This is a genomic window from Mesorhizobium sp. M0136, from assembly GCF_040322515.1.
Classification (GTDB): domain Bacteria; phylum Pseudomonadota; class Alphaproteobacteria; order Rhizobiales; family Rhizobiaceae; genus Mesorhizobium.
In genome coordinates this window covers 108,209-121,303 of record NZ_JAMYTP010000020.1, presented here as the reverse complement: position 1 = coordinate 121,303, position 13,095 = coordinate 108,209, and the positions used below count along the sequence as shown (strand labels likewise).

General features: G+C 63.9%; 12 protein-coding genes and 2 pseudogenes. 11 read left to right on the top strand and 3 right to left on the bottom strand.

All coding sequences use genetic code 11. The features are described from left to right. Positions 1 to 78 precede the first annotated feature (78 nt). Positions 79 to 624 (top strand): annotated as a pseudogene (locus tag NKJ35_RS23090) (M24 family metallopeptidase); the annotation flags it as partial. A gap of 5 nt (positions 625 to 629) precedes the next feature. Beyond that, positions 630 to 1,631: a N(2)-acetyl-L-2,4-diaminobutanoate deacetylase DoeB gene (doeB, locus tag NKJ35_RS23085; RefSeq protein WP_352649668.1), complete on the top strand. Its 1,002-nt coding sequence runs from the start codon at positions 630 to 632 to the stop codon at positions 1,629 to 1,631. Positions 1,632 to 1,728: 97 nt separating this feature from the next. Here the strand turns inward: doeB and NKJ35_RS23080 are convergent, their stop codons facing one another. Then, complete coding sequence (locus tag NKJ35_RS23080) at positions 1,729 to 2,388, bottom strand: GntR family transcriptional regulator (RefSeq protein ID WP_352649673.1); 660 nt, start codon at positions 2,386 to 2,388, stop codon at positions 1,729 to 1,731. A gap of 322 nt (positions 2,389 to 2,710) precedes the next feature. Here NKJ35_RS23080 and NKJ35_RS23075 point away from each other — a divergent pair. From NKJ35_RS23075 to NKJ35_RS23035, 9 genes and pseudogenes are all read left to right on the top strand, one after another. Beyond that, a pseudogene (locus tag NKJ35_RS23075) lies at positions 2,711 to 3,834 on the top strand (BMP family ABC transporter substrate-binding protein). Positions 3,835 to 3,853: 19 nt separating this feature from the next. Further along, the gene (locus NKJ35_RS23070) at positions 3,854 to 4,978 is read left to right on the top strand and encodes an ABC transporter permease (protein WP_352649667.1); all 1,125 of its coding nucleotides are present in this window, start codon (positions 3,854 to 3,856) and stop codon (positions 4,976 to 4,978) included. Beyond that, positions 4,978 to 5,904 carry an ABC transporter permease gene (locus tag NKJ35_RS23065; RefSeq protein WP_352475668.1) on the top strand — a complete coding sequence of 309 codons (927 nt, stop codon included), beginning with the start codon at positions 4,978 to 4,980 and terminating at the stop codon, positions 5,902 to 5,904. Before NKJ35_RS23070 ends, NKJ35_RS23065 begins: the two co-directional genes overlap by 1 nt. 14 nt (positions 5,905 to 5,918) lie before the next feature. Further along, positions 5,919 to 6,620, top strand: a complete 702-nt coding sequence (gene biuH / locus NKJ35_RS23060) for a biuret amidohydrolase (protein ID WP_254819471.1) — start codon at positions 5,919 to 5,921, stop codon at positions 6,618 to 6,620. A 52-nt stretch (positions 6,621 to 6,672) separates the two neighbouring features. Further along, entirely contained in the window at positions 6,673 to 8,157 is a 1,485-nt protein-coding gene (locus tag NKJ35_RS23055) for an ABC transporter ATP-binding protein (RefSeq protein WP_352649672.1), read from the top strand. Next, the gene (locus tag NKJ35_RS23050) at positions 8,157 to 8,825 is read left to right on the top strand and encodes a cysteine hydrolase family protein (protein WP_352649666.1); all 669 of its coding nucleotides are present in this window, start codon (positions 8,157 to 8,159) and stop codon (positions 8,823 to 8,825) included. The genes NKJ35_RS23055 and NKJ35_RS23050 overlap by 1 nt, the downstream gene beginning before the upstream one ends. Continuing rightward, on the top strand, positions 8,818 to 9,168 hold the full coding sequence (locus NKJ35_RS23045) for a cupin domain-containing protein (RefSeq protein WP_352649665.1): 351 nt from the start codon (positions 8,818 to 8,820) through the stop codon (positions 9,166 to 9,168). Before NKJ35_RS23050 ends, NKJ35_RS23045 begins: the two co-directional genes overlap by 8 nt. After that, positions 9,165 to 10,973, top strand: coding sequence for an allophanate hydrolase (gene atzF, locus NKJ35_RS23040; protein WP_352649664.1), 1,809 nt, complete (start codon positions 9,165 to 9,167; stop codon positions 10,971 to 10,973). Before NKJ35_RS23045 ends, atzF begins: the two co-directional genes overlap by 4 nt. A gap of 113 nt (positions 10,974 to 11,086) precedes the next feature. Then, complete coding sequence (locus NKJ35_RS23035) at positions 11,087 to 11,875, top strand: sulfite exporter TauE/SafE family protein (RefSeq protein WP_352649663.1); 789 nt, start codon at positions 11,087 to 11,089, stop codon at positions 11,873 to 11,875. A gap of 59 nt (positions 11,876 to 11,934) precedes the next feature. On the opposite strand, the gene NKJ35_RS23030 is transcribed toward NKJ35_RS23035, so the two are convergent. Together NKJ35_RS23030 and cueR are read right to left on the bottom strand one after the other, a co-directional pair. Further along, positions 11,935 to 12,492: a cytochrome c gene (locus NKJ35_RS23030; RefSeq protein ID WP_352649662.1), complete on the bottom strand. Its 558-nt coding sequence runs from the start codon at positions 12,490 to 12,492 to the stop codon at positions 11,935 to 11,937. After that, complete coding sequence (gene cueR, locus NKJ35_RS23025) at positions 12,489 to 12,887, bottom strand: Cu(I)-responsive transcriptional regulator (RefSeq protein WP_352649661.1); 399 nt, start codon at positions 12,885 to 12,887, stop codon at positions 12,489 to 12,491. The genes NKJ35_RS23030 and cueR overlap by 4 nt, the downstream gene beginning before the upstream one ends. Between the last annotated feature and the right edge of the window lie 208 nt (positions 12,888 to 13,095).

Sequence of the window (13,095 nt, the reverse complement as noted above, 5' to 3'; positions counted from 1 at the left end):
ATTACAGCGGAGTTCCCAAAATCCGACGTGTCGCCTTAATTAAGCTCGCCCGCGCGGCGGGGGGCCGTGGCGAGGGTCGGCTACTATCGGGCGATCGTGCCGCTGTTGCCTTGGGGCGCCTACGCGTCGGCGCCGCATCTGACCTGGGACGACCGGCCGATGAAATCGGGCGAGGGCACCTTCTTCGAGATCGCCGGCTGCTACAACCGCTATCACTGCCCGCTGTCGCGCACCGTTTTCCTCGGCAAGCCGACGCAGGAATTCCTCGATGCCGAAAAGGCGACGCTGGAAGGCATGGAGGCGGGACTTGCCGCCGCAAAGCCCGGCAACACATGCGAGGACATCGCCAACGCCTTCTTCGCGGTGCTGAAGAGATACGGCATCGTCAAGGACAACCGCACCGGCTACCCGATCGGGCTTAGCTATCCGCCGGACTGGGGCGAACGCACGATGAGCCTCCGCCCAGGCGACCGCACCGAGTTGAAGCCCGGCATGACTTTCCATTTCATGACCGGCCTGTGGCTTGAGACGATGGGCCTGGAAATCACCGAATCCATCCTGATCACCGAGACGGGCGTCGAGTGCCTGGCGAATGTGCCGCGCAAACTGGTGGTGAAGAATTGAGCCCGATGTCCAGCCTTCGCCCGTCACCGATCACGCCGACCGTCGATTTCGAGCGCGACGGCGTGCAGCACGGTTTCCTGCGCCTGCCTTACAGCCGCGACGATTCAGCCTGGGGATCGGTGATGATCCCGATCTGCGTCATCCGCAACGGCAAGGGGCCGAGCGCATTGCTGACCGGCGGCAATCATGGCGACGAGTACGAGGGGCCGCTGGCGCTCTATGACCTCGCCCGTACGCTCGACCCGAAAGACGTCAGCGGCACGGTCATCATCGTGCCGGCGATGAATTATCCGGCGTTCCGCGCCGGCACCCGCACCTCGCCGATCGACAAGGGCAATCTCAACCGCAGCTTTCCCGGCCGGCCCGACGGCACGGTGACCGAGAAGATCGCCGATTATTTCCAGCGCGAACTTCTGCCTCGCACCGACATCGCGCTCGACTTCCATTCCGGCGGCAAGACGCTCGACTTCGTGCCGTTCTGCGCCGCCCACATTCGGCCTGACAAGGTGCTGGAAGCGAAAGGGTTCGCGGCGGTCGAAGCGTTCTCCGCGCCCTGGTCGATGAAGATGCTGGAGATTGATGCGGTCGGCATGTTCGACACTGCCGCCGAGGAGATGGGCAAGCTGTTCATCACAACAGAGCTCGGCGGCGGCGGGACTTCGCGCGCCGAAACGGTGCGGATCGCGCGGCGCGGCGTGCTCAACGTGCTGCGCCATGCCGGCATCGTCGCCGGCGCGGTCGAGATGCAGCCAACCCGCTGGCTCGACATGCCGTCCGGCGATTGCTTCTCGTTCGCCGAGGACGACGGGATGATCGAAACGATGATCGATCTCGGCGAGCCGGTGGTAGAAAACCAGGTGATGGCACGCATCCATTCCATAGGCCGCACCGGCGGCGCTCCGCAGGAGATCCGGGGCAAAATGTCCGGTCTGTTGGCGGCGCGGCATTTTCCAGGGCTGGTCAAGGCCGGCGACTGCGCTGCCGTGGTCGCCGTGCTGGTCGATTGAGGGCTAGAGCGGGATGCGTTCAACGGCCATCCCGCTCTATTTGTTTGTTTAGCCGCATTTCTGCGACGCCAAGCGATTCACTTGGCTGCAAAATGCTCTAGGAAGCCGATGTCGGGACCGGTTCGGCCTTGCCTTTGGGGCGATCGCCGATGGCGAAGACGGCGCTTGCCTCGCTGACGATCGAGACATGGTCCTTGGCGGCTGTTCCGGCGGCCGCACCGTCGCCGCGCATGATTGCGGTGACGATGGCGTCATGCTCCTGCCAGGACTGGGCCAGCCGCCCGGGCAGCATGAATTGCGCGCGCCGGAACGGTGCCAGCCGGCCGCGGGTCATGACGGTCAGTTCATAAATGTGCTTACTGTGGGCGCCGCGATAGAGCCGGGTATGGAATTGGGTGTTGAAAAGCTCATACTCTTCTTCGGCTCCGAGCTGCACCAAGCGCGCCGAGGCCTGGTGCTCGGCCTCCAGCGTGCGGCGCTCGCCGGACGTCATGCGCTCGGCCGAGAAGCGCGCGCAGATCGCTTCAAGCTCGGCCATGCTCTCGAACATCGAGGCGAGGTGCTCCTGCGTCACCACGGCGACCGTGGCGCCGCGGTTCGGCCGCCTTTCGACCAGTCCCATGGCACTGAGCCGGCTTAGCGCTTCCCTGATCGGCGTGCGTGAGACGTCGAAGCGGGCGGCGAGCGAGGCTTCGTCGAGTTTTTCGCCGGGACGCAGGAAACCGGTGACGATCCGGTCGCTGATCGCCCTCACCATCTGATCGACGGTCGTGCCCGACCTGATCAAATTGCGCTTTCCCGACACGTCTCCTCCGTCCAGTCTTTTCGCTAGAGCCGTAAGCCACTCACCGGCTTCGATTCCTCCGCAGCTCTGTATGCCTATGTTTTAGCCTTCATGTCAAATTGGCGATTTTGAAGGCAAAAAGTGTATGCAATTGCTCCGGCTTTGTGCAGTCCACATCGGCACGCTCATTGATATTGCTGAATAAATCCAATTTCTGAAACTGGCATGCTGATTGCATGCACTTCTCTCATTGAGGTGTTAACCGGCCCCAAAGGCCCCATAGAGGGAGCATTCAATGTCCGAGAGATTCATGCTTAGCCGTCGCGAGCTGCTCAAGACCTCCGCCGTCGGCGCGGCGCTCGGCCTTGCGTCCGCATCGTTTCCGATCATCAGGGCCTTCGCCGCGACGGCCACCGTCGGCTTCATCTATGTCGGGCCAAAGGACGATTACGGCTATAACCAGGCGCATGCCGAAGGCGCCGCCACGCTGAAGGGGATTGAAGGCATTTCCGTGGTCGAAGAGGAGAACGTGCCGGAGACGGTCGACGTCCAGAAGACGATGGAATCGATGATCAATCTCGACGGTGCGTCGCTGATCTTCCCGACCTCGTTCGGCTATTTCCGCACATGCTCGCCATGTGCGCGAAATTTCCCGACGTGCAGTTCCGCCATTGCGGCGGCATGTGGAACAAGGACAAGCATCCGATGAATGCCGGTTCCTATTTCGGCTATATCGGCATGGGCCAGTATCTTAACGGCGTCGTCGCCGGTCACACCAGCAAGACCAAGAAGCTCGGCTTCGTCGCGGCAAAGCCGATCCCGCAGGTGCTGCTCAACATCAATTCCTTCCTGCTCGGCGCGCGCTCGGTCGACCCGACCATCACCTGCCAGGTGATCTTCACCGGCGAGTGGTCACTGGCGGTCAAGGAGGCGGAGGCCGCCAATGCGCTGGTCGACCAGGGTGCCGACGTCATCACCTGTCATGTCGACAGCCCCAAGGTGGTGGTCGAGACGGCGGCCGGGCGTGGCGCCTTCGTCTGCGGCTATCATGCCAACCAGAGCCCGCTGGCGCCGGAAAAATACCTGACCGGCGCGGAATGGAACTGGGCCAAGGTCTACAAGATGTTCGTCGACGATCTGGTGGCCGGCACGCCGCTGCCCAATTTCACGCGCGGCGGCCTGGCCGACGGCTTCGTCAAGATGAGCCCGCTCGGCCCCGCCGTCGGCGATGCCGCCCGCAAGCAGTTCGACGGCACGCTGGCCGAAATGATGAAAGGCGGATTTTCCGTCATCAAGGGTCCGCTGAAGAGCAACAAAGGCGTCGTCGTCGCGACCGAGGGCCAAGCCTTCGTCGAGACCGCGCTCGAACTCGAAAGCATGGACTACCTGGTCGAGGGCGTCGTCGGTTCGACCGCCTGAACCGGATCGGAGACGGGCCATGGCAGACACGGTCGGCACTGCGGGCGCACCGGCGCTGTTTGGCGCCAGGAATTATCCGGCGGCGCTCGAATGGGCGGCGCGGCGGGCGGAAGCTTTCGTCATACCGCTCGCGGCGCTGATCGTCGGCATGGCGCTGTTCAGCGTGTTTATCGCGCTGGTCGGCAAATCGCCGGTGCAACTCTACGAGACGATGTGGCGTGGCGGCTTCGGCTCGTGGTTCTCGATCCAGAACTCGCTGTCGCGGGCAGCACCGCTTTTATTGGCAGCGCTCTGCGTGGCGCTGCCGGCACGACTTGGCCTTGTCGTCATCGGCGGCGAAGGCGCGATCGTGCTGGGCGGCGTTGCCGCCGCCGCCATCGGCGTGGCAGTGAATGGCGCGCCGGCTTTTCTGGTCATCCTGCTGATGGGCGTGGCGGGCGTGGTCGCCGGCGGCATCTGGATCGGTGCCGTCGGCGCACTTCGCCACTACCGCGCCGTCAACGAAACCATCTCCAGCCTGCTGATGGCCTATATCGCCATCGCGCTGATGAACCATCTGGTCGAAGGGCCGCTGCGCGATCCGGCCTCGCTCAACAAACCCTCGACCGAGCCGCTGGCGGATGCCTACCCCATCGGCAACATTCCAGGCATGGACGTGCACTGGGGCCTTGTCCTCGGTATCGTCGCCTGCGTCCTGTCCTGGCTGCTGATCGAAAAGACGCGCTGGGGGTTTGCCGCCCGCATTGCCGGCGGCAATGTCAGGGCGGCCCAGGTGCAGGGGCTTGCCGTCGGGCCGCTGATCGTCGGCTTTACCGGGCTCGCCGGCGGCTTTGCCGGGCTGGCCGGCATGCTGGAGGTCGGCGCCGTGCAAGGCAGCGCCAACGCCTCGCTCGCCGCCGGCTACGGCTATACCGGCATCCTCGTCGCCTTGCTCGCCCGCCACAATCCGCTTGCCATCATCCCGGTCGCTTTCCTGCTCGGCGGCATCGGCGCTTCCGGCGGGCTGATCCAGCGCCGCATGGACCTCCCCGACGCCACCGTGCTTGTGCTGCAAGGCATGCTCTTCGTCGTCATCCTGTTCAGCGAAACTTTCTACGGCCGCTTCAAGGTCTTCAATCCCGATCTGTGGAAGAGGGGCTCCTGATGGACGCGACCGAGATCGGCCTGTGGGGCGTGCCGCTCGCCATTCTCGGCGGCGCCATCCGCGTTTCGACGCCCTTTATCTTCGTCTCGCTCGGCGAAGCCATCACCGAGCGCTCCGGCCGCATCAATCTCGGCCTCGAAGGCACGCTGGTCTTCGGTGCGATGACTGCCTACGCCGTCGCGGTGATGACCGGCTCGCCATGGCTCGGCCTGCTGGCTGCCGCAGGTGCCGGTCTTTGCTTCGGGCTGTTCCACGGCTGGATCTGCAAATTCCGCGGGGTGAACGACATCGCCATCGGTATCGCGCTGATGCTGTTCGGCTCCGGTCTCGCCTTCTTCTTCGGCAAGCCGTTCATCCAGCCCTCGGCACCAGACCTGCCGGCCATCGCCTTCGGTGGCTGGTCGGATATCCCGCAGGTGCAGGCGGCGCTCAGCGTCAACATCCTGTTCCTGATCGGTGCGGCACTTGCCGTGTTCCTGTGGTGGGCCTTCCGCAACACGCGCGCCGGCCTGATCGTGCGCGTCGTCGGCGACAGCTCCGATGCGGCGCGCGCCATGGGCCTCAATCCCAACACCGTGCGCCTGCTTGCGACAGGTGTCGGCGGTGCGCTCGCCGGCATCGGCGGCGCCTATCTGTCGCTCTACTATCCCGGCAGCTGGACCGAACGCATCTCGTCGGGGCAGGGGCTGATGGCGGTGGCGCTGGTCATCTTCGCGCGCTGGAATCCGCTCGGCTGCTTTGCCGCGGCACTATTGTTCGGCGGTGCGGGCGCGCTGGGCCCGGCACTGCAATCGGTCGGGGTGACGCAGGGCTACTATCTCTTCTACGCCGCGCCTTACATCCTCACGCTCATCATCATGATCGCCACCTCGTCGCCGAGCCGCTCGCTTGCCGGCGCGCCGGGCGAATTGTCGATCACCAAATAACTGGAGTTTTTCCGATGAACGCCAGAGCCGAGATCACCCAGCGCTACATCGATGCCGATCCCTATCCATGGCCCTATAATGGCGAGCTGCGGCCAGACAATACGGCGCTGATCATCATCGACATGCAGACCGATTTCTGCGGGCCGGGCGGCTATGTCGATCATATGGGCTACGATCTTTCGCTGGTGCGGGCGCCGATCGAGCCGATCAAGTCGGTGCTCGCAGCCATGCGGGCCAAGGGCTACACCATCATCCACACGCGCGAGGGCCACCGGCCCGATCTCGCCGACCTGCCGGCCAACAAGCGCTGGCGCTCGCGCCGCATCAATGCCGGCATCGGCGACCCCGGACCATGCGGGCGCATCCTGGTGCGCGGCGAACCCGGCTGGGACATCATCCCCGACCTCTATCCGGCGGTGGGCGAACCGATCATCGACAAGCCGGGCAAGGGCTCGTTCTGCGCCACCGACCTCGAACTGATCCTGCACCAGCGCGGCATCGAAAACATCGTGCTGACCGGCATCACCACCGATGTCTGCGTCCACACGACGATGCGCGAGGCCAACGATCGCGGCTTCGAATGCGTGATGCTGGAGGATTGCTGCGGCGCGACCGATTACGGCAACCATCTTGCCGCGATCAAGATGATCAAGATGCAGGGCGGCGTGTTCGGCGCGGTGTCGAACTCGGCATCCTTCGTCGCGCAGCTGCCGTGAGGACACGATCTTGAGCGGAGCCAAGAAAGCCGTCGGCGTCGAGACCATCGGCATGACCATACGCTTCGGCGCCTTCACCGCGCTGGACGACGTCTCGATAAAGGTGCCGGCGGGATCGTTCCATGCGCTGCTCGGCGAAAACGGCGCCGGTAAGTCGACGCTGGTCAAATGCATGATGGGTTTTTATCACCCGACCGCCGGCGACATGCTGGTCGAAGGCCGCGAGGTCGCGATCGCCAGTCCCAAGGACGCCTCGGCGCTAGGGCTCGGCATGGTCTATCAGCATTTCACGCTCGTCCCGTCGCTGACCGGCGCGGAGAATCTGGTTGTCTCGCGCGAGAAGGTGCCCGGGGTCATCGACTGGCGCAAGGAGCGCGCCGCACTTGCGCAATTCATGCAGCGTATGCCGTTCAAGCTGCCGCTCGACGTCAAGGTGGCCGAACTTGCGGCCGGCGAGAAGCAGAAGCTCGAAATCATCAAGCAGCTCTATCTCGGCCGCAGTTTCCTGGTGCTCGACGAGCCGACCTCGGTGCTCACTCCCGGCGAGGCGCAGGAGGTGCTTGGGCTGGTGCGCGACATGACAAGGAGCGGCGACCTTACGGTGCTGATGATCTCGCATAAATTCCACGAGGTGACGGCGTTTGCCGACGACATCACGGTGCTGCGCAAGGGCAGACTGACCGGAACCGGGAAGGTCTCCGACCTGTCCCACAAGCAGATGGCGGCGATGATGATCGGCGACCAGCCGATTTCAGCGCTCGACAGTCGTGCTCCGGTGCCGGCCGGAGCCCGGCAGGTGCTGACGGTGAAGTCGCTGAAGGCGCCCGACCGCACCGGCTTGAAAACCATCGACATCGGCGAACTCGATGTTAAGTCCGGCGAGATCGTCGGCGTTGCCGGCATCTCCGGCAACGGCCAGAAGGAGTTTCTCGAAGTCCTTGCCGGACAGCGGGCGCGCAATGCCGGCGACATTCTGGTGAAGGGCTCGCCCTATGGCGCCAGCCGCAGCGAGGCGCGCACGCTCAATGTCCGCTTCATTCCGGAGGAACCGTTGCGCAATGCCTGCGCACCGAAGATGACGGTCGCGGAAAACATGGCCTTCCGGACCTTCGACCTCGACGAGGCCGGCAAGCCGGTCAGCTGGGTCAGGATGAGCGCGATCAGGGACTACGCGGCGCGCCTGGTTGAACAGTTCAAGGTCAAGACCGCCTCGCTCGCTTCGCCGATTTCGTCGCTGTCGGGCGGCAATGTGCAGCGCGCGGTGCTGGCGCGGGAACTGACCGGCGAAGTCGATCTTCTGATCGTCTCCAACCCGTGTTTCGGCCTCGACTTCTCCGCCGTGGCCGAAATCCGCGCCCGTATCATGAAGGCGCGCAATGCCGGCGCCGCGGTGCTTCTGATGTCGGAGGACCTCGACGAACTGCTTGAACTTTCGGACCGCATCTTCGTCATGTCGGACGGTGCGCTGGTCTACGAGACGCCGATCGCGCAGGCGAGCGTGCAGACGATCGGCGAGCATATGGCGGGACATCATTGATGGCGGAGATCGAGGCACTGCCGTTTCCGTTTGCCTTCAAGCCTGAGACGATGGCGCTGGTCGTCATCGACATGCAGCGCGATTTCGCCGAGCCGGGCGGCTTCGGCGCCAGCCTCGGCAACGACGTCAGCCGGGTCACGGCGATTGTGCCGACGGTGAAGAGGCTGATCGAGGGGTTCCGCATCGCCGGCCTGCCGGTGATCCACACGATGGAGTGCCACAAGGCAGACCTTTCGGATCTGCCGCCGGCCAAGCGCAACCGCGGCAACCCATCGATCCGGATCGGCGACGTCGGTCCAATGGGTCGCGTGCTGATCGTGGGCGAGCCGGGAACGGCGATCCTCGATGAACTTGCGCCACTGCCCGGCGAGATCGTCATCGAAAAACCCGGCAAGGGGGCGTTCTATGCGACCAGCTTCGACGACGACCTAAAGCGGCTCGGCGCACAGCAACTGGTCTTTGCCGGAGTGACGACGGAGGTCTGCGTGCAGACGACGATGCGCGAGGCCAACGACCGCGGCTATGAATGCCTGCTCGCCGAGGATGCGACGGAGAGCTATTTTCCGGAGTTCAAGGCGGCCGCGCTGGCCATGATCAGGGCGCAGAGCGCCATCGTCGGCTGGACCGCAACGACCGATCAGGTGCTCGAAGGAATTTCCAATGCCTAACATTGCATACCGGGCTCTCATTCAAGGGGGCTGGCGCGACCTGGCGTTCGAGCATTTCCGCGATGGCATTACGGTGCATTGGCTGCTCAAGGGCGGACCGACGGAACCGTCGGTGGCGATCCTGAACTACCGGCCGGGCGCCGGCGTGCCGCGCCATCGCCATGCCGGGCTGGAAACGATCATCGTGCTGGAAGGCACACAGAGCGACGAGAACGGCGATTATGCCGCGGGCAGCGTGGTCCTGAACCCGGTCGGAACCGAGCATTCGGTGTGGACAAAAGACGGCTGCGTCGTACTCATCCAGTGGAACCTGCCGGTAGTCATTCTGGACGAGGCCAAATGAGCGACATCCGCTTCGATATAGCGAGCTTGCACGCCGCCTATCAGGCCGGCGTCGGCATCGGCGAGGTGATCGATACGATCCATGCGCGGCTCGCGACAGCAGACGATCCGGGCATCTTCATTCATCTGGCGAGCAGGGCGGAGATGCTTGCCGAAGCAGAAAAGCTCGGCCCGTTCGACCCCGTGTCAAAGCCGCTGTGGGGCGTACCATTCGCGGTCAAGGACAACATCGATGTCGCCGGCATGCCGACGACGGCAGCATGTGCGGAATATGCCTACTTGCCGGTAAAAGACGCCAACGTCGTCGCACGCCTCAAGGCCGCCGGCGCGCTGGTCGTCGGCAAGAGCAATCTCGACCAGTTCGCCACCGGCCTCGTCGGCGTGCGCACGCCCTATCGGATCCCGAGGAACGCGATCGATCCAAAACTGGTGCCGGGCGGCTCCTCGTGCGGCTCGGCCGTGGCGACGGCACGCGGCATCGTCTCGTTCGCGCTTGGCACCGACACCGCCGGCTCGGGGCGCATACCCGCCGGCCTCAACAACATTATCGGGCTGAAGCCGAGCGTCGGCGCGCTGTCGGCCGCCGGCGTCGTGCCGGCCTGCCGGACACTCGACTGCGTCTCGGTGTTCGCGCTCACCGTCGACGACGCCTACAGGGTATTCGAGATCGCGGCGGCAAAGGACAACGCCGATCCCTATTCGCGCGACTTCGCCATTCAGGCCCTTGCCGCGCGCCCGCCGGTGCTGACGGTCGGCGTGCCGGCCAGGGCCGACTGGACGTTCTTCGGCGACCAGGCGATGCAGGCGGGCTTCGAGGCCGCTCTTGCCGCGCTGGAAGAGCTGGGCTGCAGGCTGGTCGAAATCCCGTTCGGCGATTTTTACGCCACCGCCAATCTGCTTTACGAGGGCGCCTGGGTGGCGGAGCGTTACGCCGCGATCGAGGACTTCATGGAAGCCAACGAGGCGGCCATGCATCCGGTGACGCGGCAGATCATCGGCGGTGCGCGAAAGCTTTCGGCGGCGGACGCTTTCAACGAGCTCTATGCCTTGCAAGGCTATAAGGCCAAGCTGGCGCCGGTCATCGCCTCGGTCGATCTTTTCTGCGTGCCGACCGCGCCGACGCATTACACGGTTGAAGCGGTGTTGGCTGACCCTATCGTCACCAACAGCCGGCTCGGCACCTACACCAACTTCGTCAATCTGCTCGACATGTGCGGCATTTCGGTGCCGAGCGGAACTCGTAGCGACGGTTTGCCGATGAGCGTCACCTTGCTTGCCGCGGCGGGCAAGGACCATCTGACGGCGTCGCTTGCGCGCGACGTGCATGCGGCAAGCGGCCTTTCGCTGGGCGCTACCGGCTGGCCGCTGCCGCCGCGTGGCAATGCTCGCGCGGACGTGGATGAAGGCACGATCGAGCTGGCCGTGGTCGGCGCGCATCTATCGGGCATGGCGCTGAACGGCCAGCTGCAGCAGCTCGGCGCAATGTTCGCGCGGGCTGCGAGAACGGCGCCGCTCTACCGGCTTTACGCGCTTGCCGGCCAGTCGGTGCCGCGACCGGGGCTCGAGCGGACCTGCAATGGCAAGGGGACAGCGATCGAGGTCGAAGTCTGGCGGCTCTCGCCGCAAGCCTTCGGGCGCTTCGTCGCCGCGATCCCGCCGCCGCTTGGCATCGGGACGCTTCTGCTCGACGATGGAACGTCGCCAAAAGGCTTCCTCGTCGAAAGTGCCGGCCTCACCGATGCAAAGGAGATCTCGCATTTCGGCGGCTGGCGCAGTTTCATGGCGGATCAGCAGCTGCGGAGCTGACGCTATCACTCGACCTTTTGCCGGAACTTCGAATGGACTGCTGAGTAATCCAGAGCGGAACGTATAAAGTCGCGCTGGTTGAAAACTTCGATGCCTTCGCAGCATATGGGCGGATGACAATTCGACGTGGAATCTTTCCCTTTATCATTGGAACTGGCGTCGGTTCGCTTGGTGGACTGACTGGGCTTGGCGGGGCAGAGTTCCGCCTTCCGTTCCTGATTGGCCTGTTTCGCTTTGCCGCCCTCGAAGCTGTGATCCTGAACAAGGCGACGAGTTTGGTCGTCGTCGCCACGGCATTGCCGTTCCGAGCGGCGGCGGTGCCGCTGCCTTCCGTCGCGGCGCAATGGCCGATCATACTCAATCTGTTGACCGGCAGCCTTCTAGGCGCTTGGTTCGGAGCAGGATGGGCAACGAAATTGAAGTCGCAAACGCTCTACAGGGTGATTGCCGGTTTGCTGGTGTTGATCGCTATCGTTCTGGTCTTTGGTCACGATCCGAGCGCGACAGGCAAACCGCTGTTCAGTGGTGCGGCACTGATCGTCGCCGGCATCATTGCCGGCTTTGCAATCGGCATCGTGGCATCTCTGCTAGGCGTGGCAGGAGGCGAGCTTCTTATCCCGACACTGGTTCTCCTGTTCGGCGCCGATATTAAGCTGGCGGGCTCTCTGTCGCTTGCGGTGAGCTTGCCAACCATGCTCGTGGGCTTCACCCGCTACAGCCGGGATCAAAGCTTTTCAGTGATCGGCAGGAACAAGACGTTCTTGCTTGTCATGGCAGCGGGTTCAATTGTCGGAACGTTCATCGGGGGCTTGCTGCTCGGCATTGTGCCGGAGCAAGTCCTCTTGCCAATCTTGGCCGCAATCCTGGTTATTTCGGCATACAAGATCTGGCGGCACAACTAGGCGCAGAAATTGACCCAGGACCGATGGTCGAATCTTGCCGGCTGGCGTCCAGCTGGCCATCACTCGACCCTTTGCCGGAACTTCGAGTGACAGCTCGAGCAATCCTGCAGGATAAGGTGCAGGAGGTGCTCGGCGGGAATGCTGGCGGGATCGGCTTCCGCCGGCCCCGGCCGCTTGCCAAGCAGGCTGCCACCGCCCATCGCCAGGCCGGACCCCATTCTCATGTCGTCGGTGATGCGCGGCGGCGCCCGCTCGGCGTCGGAGGCCAGAGCGCGGGCCAGCGTCTCGATATGACGAGCCAGTGCTTCGAACTCCGCGCGGGCGGGGTCGATATCCGGCTTGGCGCCTGAAGGCGCACCCAACGTCGCGCTGGGGAATCCGGCAATCAAGGCAGGGCCGGTGCGGGCGCGGATGGTCTCGGCCGCCGCCCTGAAGGCTGCGGCGTCGTATGCCCGCTTGCCGTCGAACATCCCGGCGATCGTCTTTGCCGCCTCGGCCATTTCCTTCATCGAGGTCTGGCGAGCTTCAATGATCGCATCACGGTCCGAATGGGCGGCGGCGAGCACGACAGAGACGCAGGCAAGCGGCAGCACTGTTGCAGCAGCTGCGAGCCTCACTGCGCCATGCCTTGTCCCGCCAGCTCGTCAATGATCGGGCAATCCGGCCGCTCGTCGCCGTGGCAGTGACTGACCAGATGGTGGAGCAAGCCGCGCAGTCCGACCAGTTCGGCGATCTTCCTGTCGATCTCCACCAGCTTGGCTTTCGCAATCGCCTTCACGTCGGCGCTGTCACGTTCCCTGTCCTGGTACAGCGACAGCAACTGGCGGCATTCGTCGACCGAAAACCCCAGGCTTCGCGAGCGCTGCAGGAAGCGCAGCCGGTGAATATCGGCCGTCGAGTAATCGCGATAGCCATTGCCTGTCCGAGCCGGGTGCAAGAGCCCGATATCCTCGTAGTAGCGGATCGTCTTGGCCGGCAGGCCGGATTTTTCGGATGCGACGCCGATGTTCATGGCGGAAATCTCCTTTGTCGGAGGTAATAGACCTTCCAGTAGATGGAAGGTCAACATGATGTGGCGATTTTGGATGCCCGACGCAACCGCCCGCCGGCTCCAACCGTTTGCCTGCCAACAGCACGTACTGAACCTTCGGGAAGAAATCAGTTTCCGGAAACGTTTATCGAACAGCTCAATCCGGTGTTCGACATCGGTGTCAATAACC

Excerpts from the sequence above, each read along its gene's own strand:
- NKJ35_RS23045 (WP_352649665.1), top strand. The coding sequence starts at position 8,818 with ATGCCTAACATTGCATACCGGGCTCTCATTCAAGGGGGCTGGCGCGAC.
- NKJ35_RS23055 (WP_352649672.1), top strand. The coding sequence starts at position 6,673 with ATGACCATACGCTTCGGCGCCTTCACCGCGCTGGACGACGTCTCGATA.
- atzF (WP_352649664.1), top strand. The coding sequence starts at position 9,165 with ATGAGCGACATCCGCTTCGATATAGCGAGCTTGCACGCCGCCTATCAG.
- cueR (WP_352649661.1), bottom strand. The coding sequence starts at position 12,887 with ATGAACATCGGCGTCGCATCCGAAAAATCCGGCCTGCCGGCCAAGACG.
- NKJ35_RS23065 (WP_352475668.1), top strand. The coding sequence starts at position 4,978 with ATGGACGCGACCGAGATCGGCCTGTGGGGCGTGCCGCTCGCCATTCTC.
- NKJ35_RS23035 (WP_352649663.1), top strand. The coding sequence starts at position 11,087 with ATGACAATTCGACGTGGAATCTTTCCCTTTATCATTGGAACTGGCGTC.
- biuH (WP_254819471.1), top strand. The coding sequence starts at position 5,919 with ATGAACGCCAGAGCCGAGATCACCCAGCGCTACATCGATGCCGATCCC.
- NKJ35_RS23080 (WP_352649673.1), bottom strand. The coding sequence starts at position 2,388 with ATGGTGAGGGCGATCAGCGACCGGATCGTCACCGGTTTCCTGCGTCCC.
- NKJ35_RS23070 (WP_352649667.1), top strand. The coding sequence starts at position 3,854 with ATGGCAGACACGGTCGGCACTGCGGGCGCACCGGCGCTGTTTGGCGCC.
- doeB (WP_352649668.1), top strand. The coding sequence starts at position 630 with ATGTCCAGCCTTCGCCCGTCACCGATCACGCCGACCGTCGATTTCGAG.
- NKJ35_RS23050 (WP_352649666.1), top strand. The coding sequence starts at position 8,157 with ATGGCGGAGATCGAGGCACTGCCGTTTCCGTTTGCCTTCAAGCCTGAG.